The organism is Streptomyces sp. V1I1, from assembly GCF_030817355.1.
In the GTDB taxonomy this organism is placed as follows: Bacteria; Actinomycetota; Actinomycetes; order Streptomycetales; family Streptomycetaceae; genus Streptomyces.
This window is the reverse complement of the sequence record NZ_JAUSZH010000001.1, coordinates 6,827,057-6,846,824: the sequence shown is the minus strand read 5'-3', so window position 1 is coordinate 6,846,824 and position 19,768 is coordinate 6,827,057. Positions and strand designations below refer to the sequence as shown.

Sequence of the window (19,768 nt, the reverse complement as noted above, 5' to 3'; positions counted from 1 at the left end):
AATTCTCGTCCACGTACACCAACGGATCGCCTCTCGGGGCAGGCCCGTTCGTCACCGCGTGTGCGTCACTCTACGGGCTGGAACACGCGTCGCGGCAACGAGACCAGGGGTCCGGGGGGATCTGCGCAAAACGTCCCCCTACCCTGCGGTAATTCGGTCTGGCAAGCTCAGGCCATGACTCCCCGTGCCGCTGACCGGGCCCGCTACGACAGGGCCACCGCCCATCTCGATGCGCCGCTCGCAGTCGTCGATCTCGACGCGTTCGACGCCAACGCCGATGATCTGGTGCGCAGAGCGGGCGGCAAGCCCATCCGGCTGGCGAGCAAGTCCGTGCGCTGCCGGGCACTCCTCGAACGGGTGCTGGCGCGGGACGGGTTCGCGGGGATCATGTCGTTCACGCTGGACGAGTCGCTGTGGCTGGCGCGGGCCGGGTTCGACGACGTACTGCTGGCCTACCCGTCCGCGGACCGGTCCGGGTTCGCGGAGCTCGCGGGCGACCCCAAGCTCGCGGCCGCCGTGACCGTGATGGTCGACGACGCGGCACAGCTGGAGCTGATCGACTGCTCACGGGCCGGCGGCAAGGAGGAGATCCGGGTCTGTCTGGAACTCGACACCGCGCTGCACCTGCTGGGCGGCAGGGTACGGATCGGGGCCCGGCGTTCGCCGCTGCGTGAGCCGGCCCAGCTGGCCGAGCTGGCGCGGTCGATCGCGCGCCGCCCGGGCTTCCGGCTGGTGGGGCTGATGGCGTACGAGGGACATGTGGCGGGTGTCGGGGACGCCGTGGCGGGCAGTCCGCTGCGTTCGCGGGCCGTCCGGCTGATGCAGTCCGCGGCCCGTAAGGAGCTGGCGGCACGGCGGGCCGCGGTGGTGCGGGCGGTGCGGGCCGTGACGCCGGGCCTGGAGTTCGTCAACGGCGGCGGCACCGGCAGCGTGCAGCACACCGCGGCCGAGGACGCGGTGACCGAGATCGCCGCCGGGTCCGGGCTGTATGTCCCTCGGCTGTTCGACAACTACACCTCGTTCACGGGGCGTCCGGCCGCGCTCTTCGCCCAGCCGGTGGTGCGCAGGCCGGGTGTGGGCGTGGTGACGGTTCTCGGCGGCGGCTACCCGGCATCGGGCGCGGCCGGCGCGGACCGGCTGCCCGTCCCGTATCTCCCGGAAGGGCTGCGCTACGACCCGCAGGAGGGGCCCGGCGAGGTGCAGACCCCGCTGCTCGGCTCGGCCGCCGACGATCTGCTGATCGGCGACAAGGTGTGGTTCCGGCACGCCAAGGCCGGGGAGCTGTGTGAGCGCTTCGACACGCTGCAACTGATAGCGGGCGACCGGGTGACGGGGACCGCGCCCACGTACCGGGGCGAAGGCCGCACCTTCCTCTGAAGCGGGCCACCGGCCTCTGAGGCGGGCCCGCCTCAGCCGCCCGGAGGCCGTTATGGGCCGATGCTGCTGCCGACTCCGCCGCTCGTGGAGTCGCCGATCGGGCGGATGCTCGCGGCGATCTTGTCCATGTCGGCGAGCTTCGGCCCGTCCGGACCCGCGTCGAAGGCGAAGCGGACGACGACCATCGCCCCGGTGCCCACCGTCGAGGGGAAGGCCAGCGACTGGACATACCCGCCGGGGCCCGCTCCGGTGGTGACCCGCCAGCGCACCAGATAGCCCGCCCGCCCGGCGACGGCGATGGACTGGGACTTGATCACGGCGTGGGACTTGATCCCGCCGTGGATACGGTTGCCGAGGGTGTCTTCCTCGTACGCCTTGTCCGCGGCCGTCACGATGTCCTGTTTGGCGAGCGCCGCGGGCGAGTTCACGTCGGTCTGGGTGGCGGTGATCGACGACACCCGGCCGTGCCGGCAGAGCGGGGAGCCGCCTCCCGGGCAGTCGTAGGTCTGGTCCGTCACCATCGTGGTGCCCGCGTCGAGGGAGCTGTCGGACTTCTCCCAGCCCTCGGGGACGGCCATGGTGATGCCGTTGAGCTGGTCGGTCAGCAGCGCGGAGTCGTCGCCCGTGGGCGGGGTGGCTGCCTGGCTGTTCTTCGGGTCCGCCGTCGTCGAGGCAGGTTCGGAAACGCTCGGCGCGGACTCGGGCTTCGTATCCCCGTCGTCCTTCCCGAGCAGCACCGCGCCGGTGGCCACCGCCGCGACGAGCACCACGCCCGCGGTGCCGAGCGCCACCAGTCGCGCCTTGCCGCCGCCTCCGGGTGCCGACTGCTGCATCGGCACGGTCGGCGGACCGAACCCGGCGGCCTGGGCCTGGGCCGCGGTCTGCGCCGGGGTCTGCGCCTGGACCTGCGCCTGGACCGCGCGCGCGTGCGCGGTCCAGGCGGCCCCGTCCCACCAGCGCTCGCTGCCCGGCACGTTGGGGTCCGGGTACCAGCCCGCCGGGGTCGTCATGCTCATCCGGCCACCCTAGGGGGGCGGCTTCCGTGCTTCTACACGGGAGTGCTTCTACACGGGAGTGACGTACGCGCCCGCGATTCCGCCGTCGACGAGGAAGTCGGTCGCGTTGATGAACGAGGAGTCGTCGCTGGCGAGGAAGGCCACGGCGGCGGCGATCTCGTCCGCATCCGCGAACCGTCCGGCCGGGATGTGGACCAGGCGGCGCGCGGCGCGCTCCGGGTCCTTGGCGAACAGCTCCTGCAGCAGCGGGGTGTTGACCGGCCCGGGGCACAGCGCGTTGACCCGGATCCCCTCGCGGGCGAACTGCACGCCGAGCTCGCGCGACATGGCGAGCACGCCGCCCTTGGACGCGGTGTACGAGATCTGGGAGGTCGCCGCGCCCATGACGGCCACGAACGACGCGGTGTTGATGATCGAGCCGCGGCCCTGGCGCTGCATGTAGGGGATGGCGGCCTTGCAACACAGGAAGACGGAGGTGAGGTTGACCTCCTGGACACGCTTCCAGGCATCCAGGCCCGTGGTGAGGATCGAGTCGTCGTCGGGGGGCGAGATGCCCGCGTTGTTGAAGGCGATGTCGACGCTGCCGTAGGTGTCGTACGCGGTCTTGAACAGCGCCTCGACCTGCTCGGCGTCGGTGACGTCGACGCGTACGAACGTGCCGCCGACCTCGTCGGCCGCGGCCTTGCCCGCGGTCTCGTCGATGTCGGCGCAGACGACGTTGGCACCCTCGGTGGCGAGGCGGCGCGCGGTGGCCAGGCCGATGCCGCTGCCGGCGCCGGTGATGACGGCGGTACGGCCGACGAGGCGGCGGCAGATGTTCTGGGCGGTCATTGCTTCAGGCCTCCGTGCTGATGAAGACGTTCTTGGTTTCGGTGAAAGCGGTGAGGGCGTCGGGGCCGAGTTCGCGGCCGAGGCCGGACTGCTGGTAGCCGCCGAACGGCGTCGAGTAGCGGACGCTGGAGTGGGAGTTGACGGAGAGGTTGCCGGCGGCGACGGCGCGGGAGACGCGGATCGCGCGGCCCACGTCGCGGGTCCAGATGGAGCCGGACAGGCCGTACTCGGTGGCGTTGGCGAGCCGGATCGCGTCGGCCTCGTCGTCGAAGGGGAGGACGACGGCCACCGGGCCGAAGACCTCTTCGCAGGCGGCGGGGGCGTCCGGCGCGAGGTCGGTGAGGACGGTCGGCGGGAACCAGAATCCGGGGCCTTGTGGGGCGGTGCCGCGGATCGCCTTCAGCTCGTCGGGGACGTAGGCACGTACCCGCTCCAGCTGCGCCTGCGAGATCAGCGGGCCCATCTGAGTGTTCTCGTCGGCCGGGTCGCCGACGACGACGGACTCGATCGCCGGGGCGAGAAGGTCCAGGAAACGGTCGTAGACCGAGCTCTGCACCAGGATGCGGGTGCGGGCGCAGCAGTCCTGCCCGCTGTTGTCGAGGAAGGACATGGGCGTGGCGGCGACGGCGGCTTCGAGGTCGGAGTCGGCGAAGACGATGTTGGGGCTCTTGCCGCCGAGTTCGAGGGTCACGCGCTTCACGCGGTCCGCGCACTTGGCCATGATCTGCTTGCCGACGCGGGTGGAGCCGGTGAACACGATCTTCGCGACGCCCGGGTGCTCGACCAGCGCGTTGCCCGCTTCGTCGCCCGCACCCGGCAGCACCTGGAAGAGGTGCTCGGGCAGGCCTGCCTCCAGGGCGAGTTCGGCCAGCCGCAGCGCGGTGAGCGGGGTGGTCTCCGCAGGCTTGAGGAGGACGGCGTTGCCGGCAGCGAGGGCCGGGGCCGTGCCCCAGGCGGCGATCGGCATGGGGAAGTTCCAGGGCGCGATCACGCCGATGACGCCGAGCGGTTCGAGGATGGTGATGTCGAGGCCGCCCGCGACGGGGATCTGACGGCCATTCAGGCGCTCGACTCCCCCGGCCGCGAAGTCGAGGAGGTCGCGGACGTTGCCGGCTTCCCAGCGGGCGTTGCCGATGGTGTGCCCGGCCTCCCGCACCTCCAACTGGGCGAGTTCTTCGAGGTGTTCGTCGACGACCGCAGCGAAGCGGCGCAGCAGCCTGGCCCGGTCGGCGGGTGCGGCGGCCGCCCAGCCCTGCTGGGCCTTTGCGGCCCTCGCGACGGCGGCGTCGACCTCGGCGGCCGTCGTCGCCCGGACGGTCTCGACGACCTGCCCGGTCGCGGGATTGAGCACCTCATGGTACGAGTACGGCAAAGCGTGCCTCACAGACGTTCGAAGGAGCGGCGGAGCTCCCAGTCGGTCACCGCGGCGTCGAAGGCTTCGAGCTCGACCCGCGCCATGTTGCGGTAGTGCGCGACGACTTCGTCGCCGAATGCGGCCTTGGCGATGGGGCTGTTCTCCCAGAGTTCGGCGGCTTCGCGCAGCGTGGTGGGCACCTGCGCGTAGCCGGCGGTGTACGCGTTCCCGGTGCACTCCTCCGGCAGTTCCAGCTGCTGCTCGATGCCGTACAGACCGGCCGCGACCAGACCTGCTACGGCCAGGTGGGGGTTGACGTCGCCGCCCGGCAGCCGGTTCTCGAACCGCATCGAGCGGCCGTGGCCGACGACGCGCAGCGCGCAGGTGCGGTTGTCGTAGCCCCAGGCGACGGCGGTCGGCGCGAAGGAGCCGGGCTGGAAGCGCTTGTACGAGTTGATGTTGGGCGCGTACAGCAGCGAGAAGTCACGCAGCGCCGCCAGCTGTCCGGCCAGGAAGTGGCGCATGACCTGCGACATTCCGCCGGGTCCGTCGCCCGCCATAACGTTCGCGCCGGTCTCGTCCTGGAGCGAGAGGTGGATATGGCAGGAGTTGCCCTCACGCTCGTTGTACTTGGCCATGAAGGTGAGCGAGACGCCCTCCTGGGAGGCGATCTCCTTCGCGCCGGTCTTGTAGACGGCGTGCTGGTCGCAGGTGACCAGGGCTTCGTCGTACTTGAAGGCGATCTCGTGCTGACCGGGGTTGCACTCGCCCTTGGCGGACTCGACGACCAGGCCGGCGGTCGCCATCTCGTTGCGGATCCGGCGCAGCAGCGGCTCGATGCGGCCGGTGCCGAGGACGGAGTAGTCGATGTTGTACTGGTTGGCCGGGATGAGATCGCGGTAGTTGCGGTCCCAGGCCTCCTCGTAGGTGTCCTTGAAGACGATGAATTCGAGCTCCGTGCCGACGTGCGCCGTGAAGCCGTGCTCGGCGAGGCGGTCCAGCTGCCGGCGCAGGACCTGGCGGGGCGCGGCGACGACGGGTGAGCCGTCGTTCCATGCGAGGTCGGCGACGAGCAGCGCGGTGCCCTCGTTCCAGGGAACGCGGCGCAGTGTGGTGAGGTCGGGGTGCATGGCAAAGTCGCCGTAGCCGCGCTCCCACGAGGACATCTCGTAGCCGTCGACGGTGTTCATCTCGGTGTCGACGGCGAGGAGGTAGTTGCAGCCCCTCGGTGCCGTGTTCCAGGACCTCGTCCAGGAAGAAGGGTGCGGCGAACCGCTTGCCCTGGAGCCGCCCCTGCATATCGGGGAAGGCCAGGACGACTGTGTCGATCTCACCGCTCGCGACGAGGGCGCGAAGCTCCTCGACCCCGAGCGGGGGTTTGCGGTCTGCCACGGGATTACGCCTCCTTGGGTCAGCCGGAAGCCATAAGGTATTACCGAAGACCATTGCATGGGAAGAGGGAACAGCGACGTGGCGAAGAAGAACGATGCGGCCGACCCGCTGACGCCCGTGCTGCGCCCTGTGCGCGCGGGCAACGGCTTCGAGGAAGCACTGGAGCAGATTCTTCAGCTGCTGCGCCTCGGACTGGTCGCCGGCGGCGAGCGGCTGCCCGCGGAGCGCGAGCTCGCGGAGCGGATAGGGATCAGCCGGGTCACGCTGCGCGAGGTGCTGAAGGTTCTCACCGACCAGGGGCTCGTGGAGAGCAGGCGCGGCCGCTACGGCGGAACGTTTGTACTGCACCGCCCCGACACCCACGGCGAGGACGAGCTGCGCCGACGCGTGGCGGAGGTGGACGTCGAGGACACCCTGCGCTTCCGCGAAGTGCTCGAGGTGGGGGCCGCCGGGCTGTGCGCCGCGCACGGCCTGTCCGACGAGGGCGCGGAACGGCTGCGTACGGCCCTGGCCGCGACGCACGACGCGCCGCTCACCGAGTACCGGCGCCAGGACACGCTGCTGCATCTGACCCTCGCCGAGCTCTCCGGCTCCCCCACGCTGACCGCGCAGTACGCCGCGGTGCGCGCCACGCTGAACGATCTGCTGGACTGCATTCCGCTACTCGTACGCAACCTCGAGCACTCGCAGCACCAGCACACGGCGCTGGTCGACGCGGTGCTCGACGGGGACGCGGACGCGGCGCGCGAGGTGATGCGGGAGCACTGCGAGGGGACGGCGGCGCTGCTGCGCGGCTTCCTCTCCTGACCCTCCCCTGCGCTCCTCGCCTGCTCCTCACCTGCTCCTCACCTGCCCCTCACCTGCCCCTCCCGTGACCCTCTCCTGGCCCTCTCCTGCCCCTCGACGGCGACCGAACCGTAACCGCAGCTTTACGCACAGGGCTTGCGCATCCCCGACACCTGCCGCAAAGGTGTCCGCACAAACCATTGACCTCTGCCAGGAGCGACTCATGGCCGAAGGCACCACCACACGCGACCAGTCCCCCGCCGACGACGTCTATCTGAACCGCCGCACCCTGCGCAGGGGCAGCGCCGGCTGGCTGCTCCTCACGGGGCTCGGCGTCGCCTATGTCGTCTCCGGCGACTTCTCCGGCTGGAACATCGGCCTGTCCAAGGGCGGCTTCGGCGGACTCGCGATCGCCACCCTGCTGATGGGCGCGATGTACGCCTGTCTCGTCTTCGCACTCGCCGAGCTGTCGGCGATCCTGCCGACGGCGGGCGGCGGCTACGGCTTCGCCCGTCGCGCGCTCGGCACCTGGGGCGGGTTCCTGACCGGCACCGCGATCCTCATCGAGTACATACTCGCGCCCGCGGCGATCGCCATCTTCATCGGCGACTACGTCGAATCGCTCGGCCTGTTCGGCCTGGAGTCCGGCTGGCCGGTCTATCTCGCCTGCTTCGCGATCTTCATCGGCATCCATCTGTGGGGCGTCGGCGAGGCGCTGCGCTTCAGCCTGGTGGTGACGGCGATCGCGGTCGCGGCGCTGCTGATCTTCGCGGTCGGCGCGTTCACGGACTTCAGCGCGGGCGGTCTGGACGACATCCCCGTCGACAAGGACGCGTTCGGCTCGGGCTCCTGGCTGCCGTTCGGCCTGCTCGGCATCTGGGCGGCGTTCCCCTTCGGCATGTGGTTCTTCCTCGGTGTCGAGGGCGTGCCGCTGGCGGCGGAGGAGGCGAAGGACCCGGTGCGCTCGATGCCGCGGGCGCTCGCCATCTCAATGGGGGTTCTGGTGCTGCTGGCCGTGCTGACGTTCTTCGCCGCGACGGGCGCGCAGGGCTCCGCCGCGATCCAGGAGGCCGGAAATCCGCTGGTGGTGGCGTTGCAGGGGAGCGGCGATCCGACGCCGCTGAGCCGCTTCGTCAACTACGCGGGCCTGGCGGGCCTGGTTGCGTCCTTCTTCTCGCTCATCTACGCGGGCTCGCGCCAGCTCTTCGCGCTCTCCCGGGCTGGCTATCTCCCGCGCTTCCTCTCCCTCACCAGCCGGCGCAAGTCGCCGTACCTCGGGCTGCTGATCCCCGGGGCGATCGGCTTCGCGCTGGCGGCGGGGACGGGCAACGGCGCGCGGATGCTGAACATCGCGGTCTTCGGCGCGACGATCAGTTACGCGCTGATGGCCCTGTCGCACATCGTGCTGCGCCGCCGCGAGCCGGAGCTCCCGCGCCCGTACCGCACGCCCGGCGGCACACTCACCTCGTCCGTCGCCTTCATCCTTGCGCTGTCCGCGCTGGTGGCGACGTTCCTGGTGGACAGGGACGCGGCCTTCATCGCGCTGGGCGTCTACGCCGTCGCACTCGCCTACTTCGCGATCTACAGTCGCCATCATCTGGTGGCGCGGGCTCCGGAGGAGGAGTTCGCGGCGCTGGCGGCGGCCGAGGCCGAACTCGAACGGGACTGAACCAGAAACAGGACGCAAGGGAACGGAACAGAACGGAGTCACTGTGTCCAAGCCGCTCATCGGCGTCACCACGTACCTGGAGCCGGCCGCGTGGGGCGTGTGGGAGATGCCCGCGGCGCTGCTGCCGGCCGGATACCCCCGCCTGATCCAGGCGGCCGGCGGCCTCGCGGCACTCCTCCCGCCCGACGACCCGGCGCAGGCCGAGCCGGTCGTGTCCCGGCTGGACGGCCTGGTGATCGCGGGCGGAGCGGATGTCGAGCCCGTACGGTACGGAGCCGAGCCCGACGAGCGTACGGGCCCGCCGGCGCGGGACCGGGACGCGTGGGAACTCTCCCTGATCCGGGCGGCGTTGGCGTCCGGGACGCCGCTGCTGGGGATCTGCCGGGGCCTGCAACTGCTGAACGTGGCGCTCGGCGGGACGCTGGTCCAGCACCTGGACGGGCACGTCGGGGGTGTGGGCGTTTTCGGCGCCCACACCGTCAAGCCGGTCCCGGGGACGCGGTACGCGGAGATCGTCCCGGAGGAGTCGTCGGTGCCCACGTACCACCACCAGTCGGTGGATCGCCTGGCCGACACCCTCGTGGCGAGCGCGCATGCGGAGGACGGCACGTTGGAGGCGGTGGAGCTGTCGGGGGCGGGGTGGGCGCTGGGGGTCCAGTGGCATCCGGAGGCGGGGGACGACATGCGGGTGATGTCGGCGCTGGTCGCCGCGGCGAGGCCGTGACGGGGCCTTTCCCGTAACTGGGGCTCCGTCCCGGACCCCGCGCCTCAAACTCCCCCAGACTTCGTCCGGGGGGACCCCCAAGGGGCTGCAAATGCAGCGCGTCCGGCGATTGAGGACACGCCCGAAGGGCGTACTGGGGGTCCCCCACGCCCGCAGGGCGTAGGGGGCGGGGCTGGGGGCTTGCCCCCAGTTCGGGAAGGGGCGGGGGGAACAAGCCCGCCGCAGGCGACCCGTGCCCCGGGGATCCGGCGTCAGCCGGACGTCGGGCGTCCCCTCGTCAGCGTGAGCAGATCCCTCGCCGGACCCGTCGGCCGGTGTGACGTCGGCCAGACCGCCCGGAGAGCGCGCCGGAGGTCGACCGAGGCCAGCGGGATGCTCGTCAGGCGCCGCGCCGTCAGTTCCTCCGCGATCGCCAGTTCGCTCAGGACCGCCGGGCCCGCACCGCTCACCGCCGCTGCCTTGACCGCCGTCGTCGAGGCGAGTTCGAGCAGCGGTTCGGCCAGGCCGCCGCAGGCGGACAGGGCCGAGTCGAGGACCTGGCGGGTGCCCGAGCCCCGTTCGCGCAGGATCAGCGGCGCGGCGGCCAGCTCCGCCGGGGTCAGCGGGGCGCGGCGGCGAGCCCATGGGTGGCTCGGGGCCACGACCACCAGAAGGCGGTCGTGGCCGATGACCGCTCCGTCGAGGCCGTCCGGCACGGACAGGCCCTCCACGAAGCCCAGGTCCGCCTCGCCCGCGAGCAGGCGCTGAGCCACCGCCGCGGAGTTCCCGGCCAGCAGCGAGACCGCCGTGCCGGGGCGCCCGGCCCTGAGCGCGATCAGCCACCCCGGCAGCAGGTACTCCGCGATGGTCATCGAAGCCGCCACTCGCAGCCGCGAATCGCGCCGTCCTCGCAGCGCCTGCGCCCCCGCGTCGAACGCCTCCGCCGCCTCCACGACCCGCAGCGCCCAGTCCGTGACCAGCGCCCCCGCGTCCGTCAGCCGGGACCCGCGCGGGGAGCGGTCGACCAGCGCAACCCCCAGCTGGCGCTCCATCGAGCGGATCCGGCTGCTCGCGGCCGGCTGGGTAATGCCGAGCTCGCGCGCCGCCCGCCCCAGGCTGCCGTGCCGCGCGACGGCCAGCAGCAGTTCGAGCGCGCCCAGGTCCGGTACCCGGTGCGCCAACGGCACCCGCTGTTCATCCTCGTCGGTCATAAATCCAGCTTATGGGCCCATAGGTGAGAGATCCCTGGTGGGGAGTCCAGGCCCAGGTGAGAGTGAAGACATGGTCACCGCCGTGCAGCCCCACCCCCGCCGCCGCACTGCCGCGTCCACCCTCACCACCGTACGGCTGCCCGCCCTCCGCCACCTCGGCCCCAACTGGTACGCGACCGTCATGGGCACCGCCATCGTCGCGAACGCCGGCGCCGCCCTGCCCCTCGGCATCCCCGGCCTGCGGACGGCCTGCACCGCGGTGTGGACGCTCTCCGCCGCGCTACTGGCCGTCGTCCTGGCCGCCCGCGCCGCGCACTGGGCTTACCACCGCGACCAGGCCCGCGCCCACCTCCTCGACCCGGCGGTCGCGCCCTTCTACGGCTGCCTGTCGATGGCGCTGCTGGCCGTCGGTATCGGCACCCTGACCATGGGCCAGGACGTGATCGGCGAACCCGCTGCCGTGGCGACGGCGACCGCGCTCTTCTGCGCGGGCACCCTCACAGGGCTCGCCGCCGCCGTAGTCGTCCCGTATCTGATGGTCGTATGCCACAAGGTCGCACCCGGCACTGCCTCACCCGTGTGGCTGCTGCCCGTCGTCGCCCCGATGGTCTCCGCGTCCTTCGGCCCTCTCCTGGTCCCGCATCTGCCGGCCGGGCAGTGGCGGGAGACGATGCTGCTGGCGAGCTATGCGATGTTCGGGGTCAGCCTGCTGGCCTCGCTGCTCATCCTGCCGATGGTCTTCGCCCGGCTGGTCCACCACGGCCCGCTGCCCCTCGCGCTCACCCCCACCCTCTTCCTGGTGCTCGGCCCGCTCGGCCAGTCGACCACCGCGGTCGGCAAGCTGGCGGATGTGGCCCCGGGCGCGATCCAGGCTCCGTATGCCGAAGGGCTCGCCGCCTTCGCCGTGATCTACGGCATCCCCGTGATGGGCTTCGCACTGATGTGGCTGGCGCTTGCCGGTGCGATGGTCGTGCGGGCCGCGCGCGACGGCATGCCGTTCGCGCTGACCTGGTGGGCCTTCACTTTCCCGGTCGGCACCTGCGTGACCGGCGCGGAGGGCCTTGCGCGCAACACCGGCCTGGTGGCCATCGAATGGCTCGCGGTCGGCCTGTACGCCTTCCTCGTCGCCGCATGGGCGGTGACCGGCGTCCGTACGCTGCGCGGCCTGTTCGGCGGAGCGCTGCTCGCAGCGCCTGTGAAGACCGGCTCGACGGGTGTGGGCGCGCACCGATGCCGGTGCGCGCCCACATCATGATTCAGGTGACGGCCGTCAGAAGGACGGCCGCCGTCAGAAGTTCGTGAGTTTGAGCAGGGGCTCCTTGGTGCCGTCGCCGTCCTGGGAGGGCCAGGTCCGGTCGAAGCTTCCGGCAGCCTGCAGAGCCGCCTTGACGGTCTGGGGCGATGCGGCGGGGTTGTTGGCCAGGTACAGGGCTGCGCCACCCGCGACGTGGGGCGCGGCCATCGATGTGCCGGACATCGTCGTGTAGCCGCCGGTGTTGGAGGTGGAGCGGATGCACACGCCCGGCGCGATCAGGTCGATGTCGGAGCCGTAGTTGGAGAAGTTGGCGAAGGTGTCGTCCACGTCGATGCGGCACGTCGGCTGGGCAAGACCCCCCGGTTTGCCGTTGAAGTCGGCGAGGGCGCTGACGGTGATCACTTCGTCGTATGCGGCGGGGATCATGTTCTTGGCGTCTGAGTGGTCGTTGCCGGCCGCCACCGCGTACGTGACGCCGGCGGCGACGGAATTGCAGATCGCCTGGTGCATGGCGTCCTTGTTGGTCTTGCCGCAGTTGCCGTCGTCGGTGCCCGATGCGCCCAGGCTCATATTGGCAACCTCGATCTCGTCGGCGTGCTCGGTGACGTGGTCGATGCCGCAGATGACGTTCGAGGTGCTGCCGCTGCCGAGGGGGCTGAGCACCTGCACCGGCCAGAGCCGGACGCCCGGTGCCGTACCGACCACGCCGGTGCCGTTGTCCAGGGCGCCGATGGTTCCGGCGACATGCGTGCCATGGCCGTGGAAGTCGGAGGGGGGCAGCAAGGACAGCCAGCAGCTCTTGCCGCCGGCCCGGTACACGTTCAGGTCGGGGTGGTTCGGGGCGATCCCGGTGTCGATGACTGCGACGTCGGCGTTCACCTGGGTGTCCACACCGTCGATGGCCGCGGTGGGGCTCTGGTCGGCCTCCACCCGGTCCACGCCGGTCGGGGTCGACTGGGCGGTGGCATGCACCACCCGGTCGGGCTCCACCGAACTCACCCGGGGGTCGTCGGCGAGCTTGGCTGCGACGCTGGGGCTCATGGACGCCGAGTAGCCGTGAAGGGCGTAGCGGTACACGTGCTGCACCCTGGCACCCAGGGTGGATGCCTGCTCGACAGCCGCGTCCACAGCCTCGTTCATATCGACACCCTCGGGGGCGGCTGTGTCCTTGAGGGTCACGATGTACCCGCCGGGGATCTGGTCGGACTGTGCGGGCGCCTTGGCCATCGCGGGGGTCGGTGATGCGGCCGCAAGCACGAGCGCAAGGAGGGCGATACCGAAAAGTTTGGGCATCCCGGACCTTTCTTGAGGGCATGTGAGAGCCGAGACTCAACCCGGTGTTTCTGGGGAGTTCATGGCATGTCTGCTTCGCTACCGCGTTCACAGCTAGCAGGTTTGCGGCGGTGCGGAAGCCCGACATCCGGCGGTCACCGGATTCTCTGACCACCTGTCAACCATGTGGTCCCGTCCGGCCCTCGCCGCTACGACGATCGGTCCGCCCGCCCCCAGCCGGTGGCACGGGCAGGTTTCAGCCCAGCTGCCGGGTTGCTCGTCGCAGCGCCGCGCCGAGCACCGAAGGCGCCTGGGCCAGCGACGGCCCGTACCAGGTCAGATGCCGGCCACTGACCAGCGCGGCCTGCATCGCCGGAAAGGCCTCGGGCCCGTCGTCCGCCGCGAAGCGGTACGGCTCGTCGGGCAGGACCGCCAGCTGGGCGCCGCTGTCCCGCAGTTCGTCCACCGGGATGCGTGGATAGCGCTCGGCGTGCCCCGCGTACACGTTCCGAACGCCGAGCCTGGCCAGCAGATCACCGGCGAAGGTGTCGCGGCCGAGCACCATCCACGGCCGCCGCCAGACCGGCACGACCGCCCGCCACTCGCCCACCGGCGCGATCGCGGACCACGCCTGCCGCGCCTCGTCCAGCCAGCGCGGCCGGGCCTGCCCGCAGACGGCTGCCAGCACCCGCTCCAGCTCGCGGAACGCCTGCTCCAGGTCGCGTATCTCCGTCTCCAGCACCTCTATGCCCGCAGCCCGCAGCGCGGCCAGATCGGGCGCGCGGTTCTCCTCCTCGTTCGCGATCACCAGATCGGGCCGTAGCCCGATCACCGCCGCCACGTCCGGGTTCTTGGTGCCCCCGATCCGTACGACAGCGAGCTCGGCGGGGTGGCTGCACCAGTCGGTGGCCCCGACCAGCCGTCCGGGCGCGCTGACGGCCACGGCCTCGGTCAGCGAGGGCACCAGCGACACGACGCGCACGCGGCCGCCCTCAGCGCCGGGGCTCGGGGCCCGCGTCGTCGATGTGGTCGGCGACCGAGACGACGAGGATCCGGGTGTCGGGGGCGGTGGCGCGCCACCGGTGCCGTACGCCACCGGAGAGGAAGAGGGTGTCGCCGCGCGCCAGCCGGTAGGCGCGGCCCTCCGCCTCGACCTCCGCGGCGCCGTCGGCGACGTACATCAGCTCGTCGTTGCGGTGCTGGAATTCGCGTCCTGGATCATGCTCCCCGGTGAATTCCAGGGCTTGCAGTTGATGGTGCCCCCGCACGAGCCGACGGGGCCTCGTGCCCGGCGGCCGTGCCCCTTCTGCTGCCGCGCGTACGACATTGACGGTGCGCGCTGCGTCGGACGCGGCGAGCAGCCGGCCGGGCGTGGTCTCCAGGGCGTCCGCGACCCGCTGGAGGGAGCGCATGCTGGGGCGGGCCCGCTCGTTCTCGACCTGGCTGAGGAAGGGCACGGAGAGGCCGCTGCGCGCCGCGACCGCGGCGAGCGTGAGGTCCAGGGCACGGCGGCGCCTGCGCACAGCAGCGCCCACCCGAAGGGGTTCGGTCTCCTTCGGGTCCTTCGGGCCCATCGCATCCATCGCGTCCATCGCGTCCTTCGCGCCTTTCGCGTCCATCTGCCGGGCTCCCCTTCCCTGGTCCAGTCTCACCTTACGCAGCTTCCTGCCCGGGCTTCCCTGCAAGTCCATCCCTGTGCGGGCCGGCCGGCCCGCAGACCGGAAAGCCACAAGGGGTGGCTCCGCCACTGGCGGGGCCACCCCTTGTGCATGTCGCGGGCTACTGCGGAGCCATCTTTTCCGCGATGCCCGGGTTCTGCTTCATCCAGGCCTTCACTGCTGAACTCTGGCGAGGGGAGTCCACTTGTCGGCGAGGCCCGGGTACTCCTTGAGCCAGGCGCGGACCGCGTCCTGCTCCTTGCCCTTGCCCGTCGTCTGGATCCTGGCTTCAAGGTCCGTGAGCTGCTTCTCGGTCATCTTGAAGTTCTTGAGCCACTTGCCGACCTGCGGGTTCTCGGCGGAGAAGCCCTTGCGGGCCAGGGTGTGCACGCCGTCGCCCTTGCCCCAGGAACCCTTGGGGTCCTTGAGCTTCTTCAGGTCGTAGCTGCTGTACGCCCAGTGCGGCGACCACAGCGTGGTGACGATGGGCTCCTTCTTGTCGTACGCACGCTTCAGCTCGGCCAGCATGCCGGGCGTCGAGCCGTCGACGACCTTGTACTCACCCTCCAGGCCGTAGTCCTTCAGGACCTTGTCCTTGAGGATGCCCATCATTCCGGCGCTCGGCTCGATGCCGATGACCCGGCCCTTGAACTGGCCCGACTTGCCCTTGAGGTCCTCCAGGGAGTCGATGCCCTTCATGTACGAGGGGACGGAGAGCTCCAGCGAGGTGGGGCCGTACCAGGAGCCCACGTCTTCCAGTTTGCTCTGGTACTTCTTCCAGTACTGGGCGTGGGTGACGGGCAGCCAGGAGTCGGTCTCGAAGTCGACCTGGCCGCCGGCCAGACCGGTGTAGAGCGCTCCGGCCTCCAGCTGCTTGGTCTCGACCTCGTAGCCGCGCCGCTCCAGCATTTCCTTCCAGAGGAAGGTGGAGGCGATGCCCTCGTCCCAGGGGATGTAGCCGATGGAGACCTTCTTGCCCTGGCCGACGTTCGAGGCGTCCGAGGCGCCTGCGGACTTGGCTTTGCCGAACATGCCCATGCCGCCCGCGACGAGCGCGAGGACGACGACGCCCACGACGGCGAGGGCAGGCTGCGGACGGTGGTTCCAGATCTTCCGCCCGCCGGTCAGGGACTTCGCCTTGGCGAGGGCGCGGCGGCCGAGCGGCGAGACCTGGCGGCCCAGCGCGCCGGTCATCCGGTCCAGGTACATGGCGAGGATGACGATGGAGATTCCGGCCTCGAAGCCGAGACCGACGTCGACATTGCCGATGGCCCGGTAGACGGCGGCGCCGAGGCCGCCGCCGCCGACCATGCCGGCGATGACCACCATGGACAGGCCGAGCATGATCACCTGGTTGATGCCGGCCATGATCGTGGGCAGGGCGAGCGGGAGCTGGACGCGCAGCAGGGTGTTGCGCGGAGTCGTGCCGAAGGCCTCGGCGGCCTCGACGAGCTCGTTGTCGACCTGGCGGATGCCGAGCTCGGTCATCCGTACGCCGGGCGGCAGGGAGAAGACGATCGTCGCGATGATGCCGGGGACCACGCCGACGCCGAAGAAGATGACGCCGGGGATCAGATAGACCATCGCCGGCATGGTCTGCATGAAGTCGAGCACCGGCCGGGTGATCTGGCTGACCGTGTTGGAGCGGGAGGCCCAGACGCCGAGCGGGATCGCGATCACCAGCGTGACGATGGTGGCGACGAGCACCAGCGAGAGGGTCGCCATCGCGTCGTCCCACAGCTCGATGGAGTCGATGAGCGCGAAACCGGCGAAGGCGAGGACCCCCGCGGACAGGCCGCGCAGCCACCAGGCGACGACGGCGAGTATGCCCGCGAAGAGCAGCGGCTCGGGGCCGGACAGTACGGCGTCGATGCCGTCGTACATGCCGGTGACGAGCGAGCTGATGGCGTCGAACAGCCAGGAGAGATGGGACTGGAGCCAGTCGACGCCGCCGTCGACCCAGTCGCCGAGATGGAGCCTAGGCACTGGCCACCTCCTTGGCGACACCCTGCGCGGGGCCCGCGGTCTGCGGCGGAATCGCTGCCGGGGTCATCGGCTCGCCGAGGACCGCGAGCAGCCGTGCGCGCGGTACGACGCCGATCAGCTCCCCCTCGTCGTCGATAACGGCGACGGCGACGCCGCTGCTGGAGCAGGGCGTGAACAGCTCGATGATCGGGGTGTCGGCACGGACGGTGACGGGCGCGGCGGCCAGCACGTCCCTGGCGTTACGCAGCTCCTTGCCGCTGTCCGTCCAGGTGCCGTACACCGTCTGCGGGTCGGCCATGATCGCGCCGGCGGTGAGCACCCGGGAGCGGTCGACGTCCTGGGTGAAGGAGGCGACGTAGTCGTTGGCCGGGGTGACGAGGATGTCCTCGGCGGTGCCGAGCTGGACGATCCTGCCGTCCCGCATCACCGCGATCCGGTCGCCGAGGCGCATGGCCTCGTTGAGGTCGTGAGTGATGAAGACGATGGTCTTCTTCAGCCGCTGCTGCAGTTCGAGGAGCTGGTCCTGCATATCTCGGCGGATCAGCGGGTCGAGCGCGCTGAAGGACTCGTCCATCAGCAGCAGATCGGCGTCGGTGGCGAGCGCGCGGGCGAGCCCGACGCGCTGCTGCATACCGCCGGAGAGTTCGTCGGGCCAGGACTTCTCCCAGCCGGCCAGACCGACCAGCTCCAGGGCCTCGGCGGCGCGCCGGTCGCGCTCGGGGCGCGGGACGCCCTGCACTTCGAGGCCGTATCCGGCGTTCTCCAGCACGCTGCGGTGCGGGAAGAGCGCGAAGTGCTGGAACACCATGCTGATCTTGGCGGAGCGTACGGTGCGCAGCTCGCGGGGGCTCAGGGCGGTCAGGTCCTGGCCGTCGAAGAGGACGCGTCCGGCGGTGGGTTCGAGCAGCCCGTTCAGCATGCGCAGCAGGGTGGACTTGCCGGACCCGGACAGACCCATGACGACGAATATCTGACCCGGCTCGACGGCGAACGAGGCGTCGATCACCGCTGCTGTCGTACCGTCGGTGCGCAGCTCGTCGCGGTCACTGCCGCCTTCGAGCTTGCGTACCGCTTCGTCGGGTCGTCTGCCGAACACTTTGTACAAGTGCTCGGCTTGCAGCCTGGACACATACACCTCACGCGTTGAACCGAAACGGCCCGCCAGCCCCCGCATGGGGTCTCCCCGCCGAAGGCAGGGGAAGGGCCGTGGAGCAGGGCGGGTTCGGCCCGCTTCTTTCCCGGCGAATTTGGTGAAATCGCCACGGGGTCCGCTCCGGGCCCGCGCCTTCCCTGGCCTTTCCAGGAGCAAACGCAACAGTGATCCACCTCACGAGGGCGGCGATCCATCGCACGAGGGCGGCGCGGGGGTGGCTGTCAGTGGGGTGCGGCATCATCAGGTCTGTGACGCGACGCCTGATGCTCCTCGACACCGCTTCCCTGTACTTTCGCGCCTATTTCGGGGTCCCGGATTCGGTCCGGGCCCCCGACGGCACCCCGGTCAACGCCGTGCGCGGGCTGCTCGACTTCATCGCGCGGCTGGTCCAGGACCATCGCCCCGACGACCTTGTGGCCTGCTGGGACAACGACTGGCGGCCGCAATGGCGGGTGGAGCTGATCCCTTCGTACAAGGCGCATCGCGTCGCCGTGGAGACGCAGACGGGTCCTGACGAGGAGGAGATCCCGGACACCCTGACTCCCCAGGTCCCGGTGATCATGGACGTGCTCGACGCGCTCGGCATCGCGCGCGTCGGGGCCGACGGGTATGAGGCGGACGACGTCATCGGCACCCTCACCGGGCGTGCGACCGGCCCCGTCGACATCGTCACCGGCGACCGCGACCTGTTCCAGCTGGTCGACGACGCGCGCCGGCGGCGGGTGCTGTATCCGCTCAAGGGCGTCGGGACGCTCCAGGTGACGGACGAGGCATGGCTGCGCGAGAAGTACGGCGTGGACGGCCCGGGGTACATCGACCTGGCGCTGCTGCGCGGCGACCCGAGCGACGGGCTGCCGGGCGTGCCCGGGATCGGCGAGAAGACCGCGGCCAAGCTGCTGGACACCTTCGGCGATCTGGCCGGGATCATGTCCGCCGTCGACGACAGGACCGCGAAGCTGACGCCCTCGCAGCGCAAGCGGCTGGACGAGGCCAGGGACTACGTCGCGGTCGCGCCGCAGGTCGTACGGGTCGCGTCCGACGTGCCGCTGCCCGACTTCGACCCCGCGCTGCCCTCCGAGCCCCGAGATCCGGCGACGCTCGACGAGCTGGCCGCCCAGTGGGGGCTCGGCGGCGCCCTGACGCGGCTGCTGTCCACACTCCAGCGCTGAGGTGTTAACTTAGGCTAGCCTAAGCAGCGCACGAGCCCAGGGGAGACCGCCGTGGCAGAACGACCGGCCCGCAAGGCACCGAAGCCCTACGAGGCGCGAGTGGTGCGCACCGAGCGGATCACCCCGCACATGGTGCGTGTCGTCCTCGGCGGTGAGGGGCTGGCCGGATTCGGTCTCGACGGGTTCACCGATCACTACATCAAGCTGCTGTTCGCGCCCGTGGGCGTGACGTATCCGGAGCCGTTCGACATCGAGCGGATCCGCGAGGAGTTCCCGCGCGAGCAGTGGCCCGCCAACCGCACCTACACGGTACGGAGTTGGGACCCGGCCCACCGTGAGCTCGCGGTCGACTTCGTGGTCCACGGCGACGAGGGCCTCGCGGGCCCGTGGGCGGCGACGGCGCGCGTGGGCGACACGATCCGGATCCAGGGCCCTGGCGGCGGCTACGCCCCGGACCCGGCGGCCGACTGGCATCTGCTGGTGGGCGACGAGAGCGCGCTGCCCGCCATCGCCGCGTCGCTGGAGCGGATGCCGGCGGGCGCGCACGTCCATGCCTTCGTCGAGGTCACGGGCCCCGAGGAGGAGCAGAAGATCGTCACGCCGGACGGAGTGGAGATCAACTGGCTGCACCGCGGGGCGCGGCCGGTGGGCGAGGCGCTGGCGGCGGCGGTGAGCGCGCTTGACTTCCCCGAGGGCGACGTCTGCGCGTTCGTCCACGGCGAGGCGGGCTTCGTGAAGGAGCTGCGCCGCCATCTGCGGCTGGACCGGCAGATTCCGCGCGAGCAGCTGTCGATCTCGGGGTACTGGCGGCTCGGCCAGTCGGACGAGGCGTGGCGCGCGGTCAAGCGCGAGTGGAACGAACAGGTGGAGCGCGAACAGGAGAAGGCGGCCTGACGCTCGCTCCTCTTGGCCCCCGGTTGCGCGATGCGGCGGGGG

The 19,768-nt window shown here is 70.9% G+C and carries 16 protein-coding genes and 1 pseudogene; 7 read left to right on the top strand and 10 right to left on the bottom strand.

The features are described from left to right. The first annotated feature begins 174 nt into the window (after positions 1–174). Positions 175–1,377 carry an amino acid deaminase/aldolase gene (locus tag QFZ67_RS32045; RefSeq protein ID WP_307664527.1) on the top strand — a complete coding sequence of 401 codons (1,203 nt, stop codon included), beginning with the start codon at positions 175–177 and terminating at the stop codon, positions 1,375–1,377. A gap of 50 nt (positions 1,378–1,427) precedes the next feature. On the opposite strand, the gene QFZ67_RS32040 is transcribed toward QFZ67_RS32045, so the two are convergent. The 4 genes and pseudogenes from QFZ67_RS32040 to QFZ67_RS32025 all read right to left on the bottom strand — a co-directional run bounded on the left by QFZ67_RS32040 (position 1,428) and on the right by QFZ67_RS32025 (position 5,970). After that, complete coding sequence (locus QFZ67_RS32040; protein ID WP_307664526.1) at positions 1,428–2,393, bottom strand: DUF2510 domain-containing protein; 966 nt, start codon at positions 2,391–2,393, stop codon at positions 1,428–1,430. Positions 2,394–2,441: 48 nt separating this feature from the next. Continuing rightward, on the bottom strand, positions 2,442–3,224 hold the full coding sequence (locus QFZ67_RS32035; RefSeq protein ID WP_307664525.1) for a 3-oxoacyl-ACP reductase: 783 nt from the start codon (positions 3,222–3,224) through the stop codon (positions 2,442–2,444). A 4-nt stretch (positions 3,225–3,228) separates the two neighbouring features. Beyond that, positions 3,229–4,638, bottom strand: coding sequence for an aldehyde dehydrogenase (locus QFZ67_RS32030; protein ID WP_307666051.1), 1,410 nt, complete (start codon positions 4,636–4,638; stop codon positions 3,229–3,231). Further along, positions 4,605–5,970, bottom strand: a pseudogene (locus tag QFZ67_RS32025) (glutamine synthetase family protein). The gene QFZ67_RS32030 and the pseudogene QFZ67_RS32025 overlap by 34 nt, the downstream one beginning before the upstream one ends. A 57-nt stretch (positions 5,971–6,027) precedes the next feature. Here QFZ67_RS32025 and QFZ67_RS32020 point away from each other — a divergent pair. The 3 genes from QFZ67_RS32020 to QFZ67_RS32010 all read left to right on the top strand — a co-directional run bounded on the left by QFZ67_RS32020 (position 6,028) and on the right by QFZ67_RS32010 (position 9,149). After that, positions 6,028–6,777, top strand: a complete 750-nt coding sequence (locus QFZ67_RS32020; RefSeq protein WP_307664524.1) for a FadR/GntR family transcriptional regulator — start codon at positions 6,028–6,030, stop codon at positions 6,775–6,777. A 202-nt stretch (positions 6,778–6,979) separates the two neighbouring features. Continuing rightward, positions 6,980–8,425 carry an ethanolamine permease gene (gene eat, locus QFZ67_RS32015; protein WP_307664523.1) on the top strand — a complete coding sequence of 482 codons (1,446 nt, stop codon included), beginning with the start codon at positions 6,980–6,982 and terminating at the stop codon, positions 8,423–8,425. Positions 8,426–8,468: 43 nt separating this feature from the next. Continuing rightward, positions 8,469–9,149: a gamma-glutamyl-gamma-aminobutyrate hydrolase family protein gene (locus tag QFZ67_RS32010; protein WP_307664522.1), complete on the top strand. Its 681-nt coding sequence runs from the start codon at positions 8,469–8,471 to the stop codon at positions 9,147–9,149. Between the two features lie 251 nt (positions 9,150–9,400). On the opposite strand, the gene QFZ67_RS32005 is transcribed toward QFZ67_RS32010, so the two are convergent. Next, positions 9,401–10,339 (bottom strand): LysR family transcriptional regulator, encoded by a 939-nt coding sequence (locus QFZ67_RS32005; RefSeq protein WP_307664521.1) that lies wholly within the window; start codon positions 10,337–10,339, stop codon positions 9,401–9,403. A 70-nt stretch (positions 10,340–10,409) separates the two neighbouring features. Here QFZ67_RS32005 and QFZ67_RS32000 point away from each other — a divergent pair, with 70 nt between their 5' ends. Then, positions 10,410–11,594, top strand: coding sequence for a TDT family transporter (locus QFZ67_RS32000; protein ID WP_307664520.1), 1,185 nt, complete (start codon positions 10,410–10,412; stop codon positions 11,592–11,594). Positions 11,595–11,627: 33 nt separating this feature from the next. Here the strand turns inward: QFZ67_RS32000 and QFZ67_RS31995 are convergent, their stop codons facing one another. The 5 genes from QFZ67_RS31995 to QFZ67_RS31975 form a co-directional block, all read right to left on the bottom strand. Next, positions 11,628–12,887 (bottom strand): S8 family serine peptidase, encoded by a 1,260-nt coding sequence (locus QFZ67_RS31995; RefSeq protein ID WP_307664519.1) that lies wholly within the window; start codon positions 12,885–12,887, stop codon positions 11,628–11,630. Between the two features lie 235 nt (positions 12,888–13,122). After that, positions 13,123–13,848 carry a helical backbone metal receptor gene (locus QFZ67_RS31990; protein WP_307664518.1) on the bottom strand — a complete coding sequence of 242 codons (726 nt, stop codon included), beginning with the start codon at positions 13,846–13,848 and terminating at the stop codon, positions 13,123–13,125. Between the two features lie 10 nt (positions 13,849–13,858). After that, a complete protein-coding gene (locus QFZ67_RS31985; protein ID WP_373430250.1) occupies positions 13,859–14,449 on the bottom strand; it encodes a helix-turn-helix domain-containing protein in 591 nt (196 codons plus the stop codon). Between the two features lie 249 nt (positions 14,450–14,698). After that, positions 14,699–16,510 carry an ABC transporter permease/substrate binding protein gene (locus QFZ67_RS31980; protein ID WP_307664517.1) on the bottom strand — a complete coding sequence of 604 codons (1,812 nt, stop codon included), beginning with the start codon at positions 16,508–16,510 and terminating at the stop codon, positions 14,699–14,701. Beyond that, positions 16,503–17,639 carry a glycine betaine/L-proline ABC transporter ATP-binding protein gene (locus tag QFZ67_RS31975; RefSeq protein WP_307664516.1) on the bottom strand — a complete coding sequence of 379 codons (1,137 nt, stop codon included), beginning with the start codon at positions 17,637–17,639 and terminating at the stop codon, positions 16,503–16,505. Before QFZ67_RS31975 ends, QFZ67_RS31980 begins: the two co-directional genes overlap by 8 nt. A 287-nt stretch (positions 17,640–17,926) precedes the next feature. Between QFZ67_RS31975 and QFZ67_RS31970 the strand changes: the two genes are divergently transcribed. Together QFZ67_RS31970 and QFZ67_RS31965 are read left to right on the top strand one after the other, a co-directional pair. Next, a complete protein-coding gene (locus QFZ67_RS31970) occupies positions 17,927–18,832 on the top strand; it encodes a 5'-3' exonuclease (protein ID WP_307666049.1) in 906 nt (301 codons plus the stop codon). Between the two features lie 51 nt (positions 18,833–18,883). Next, positions 18,884–19,726: a siderophore-interacting protein gene (locus QFZ67_RS31965; protein WP_307664515.1), complete on the top strand. Its 843-nt coding sequence runs from the start codon at positions 18,884–18,886 to the stop codon at positions 19,724–19,726. Positions 19,727–19,768 lie beyond the last annotated feature (42 nt).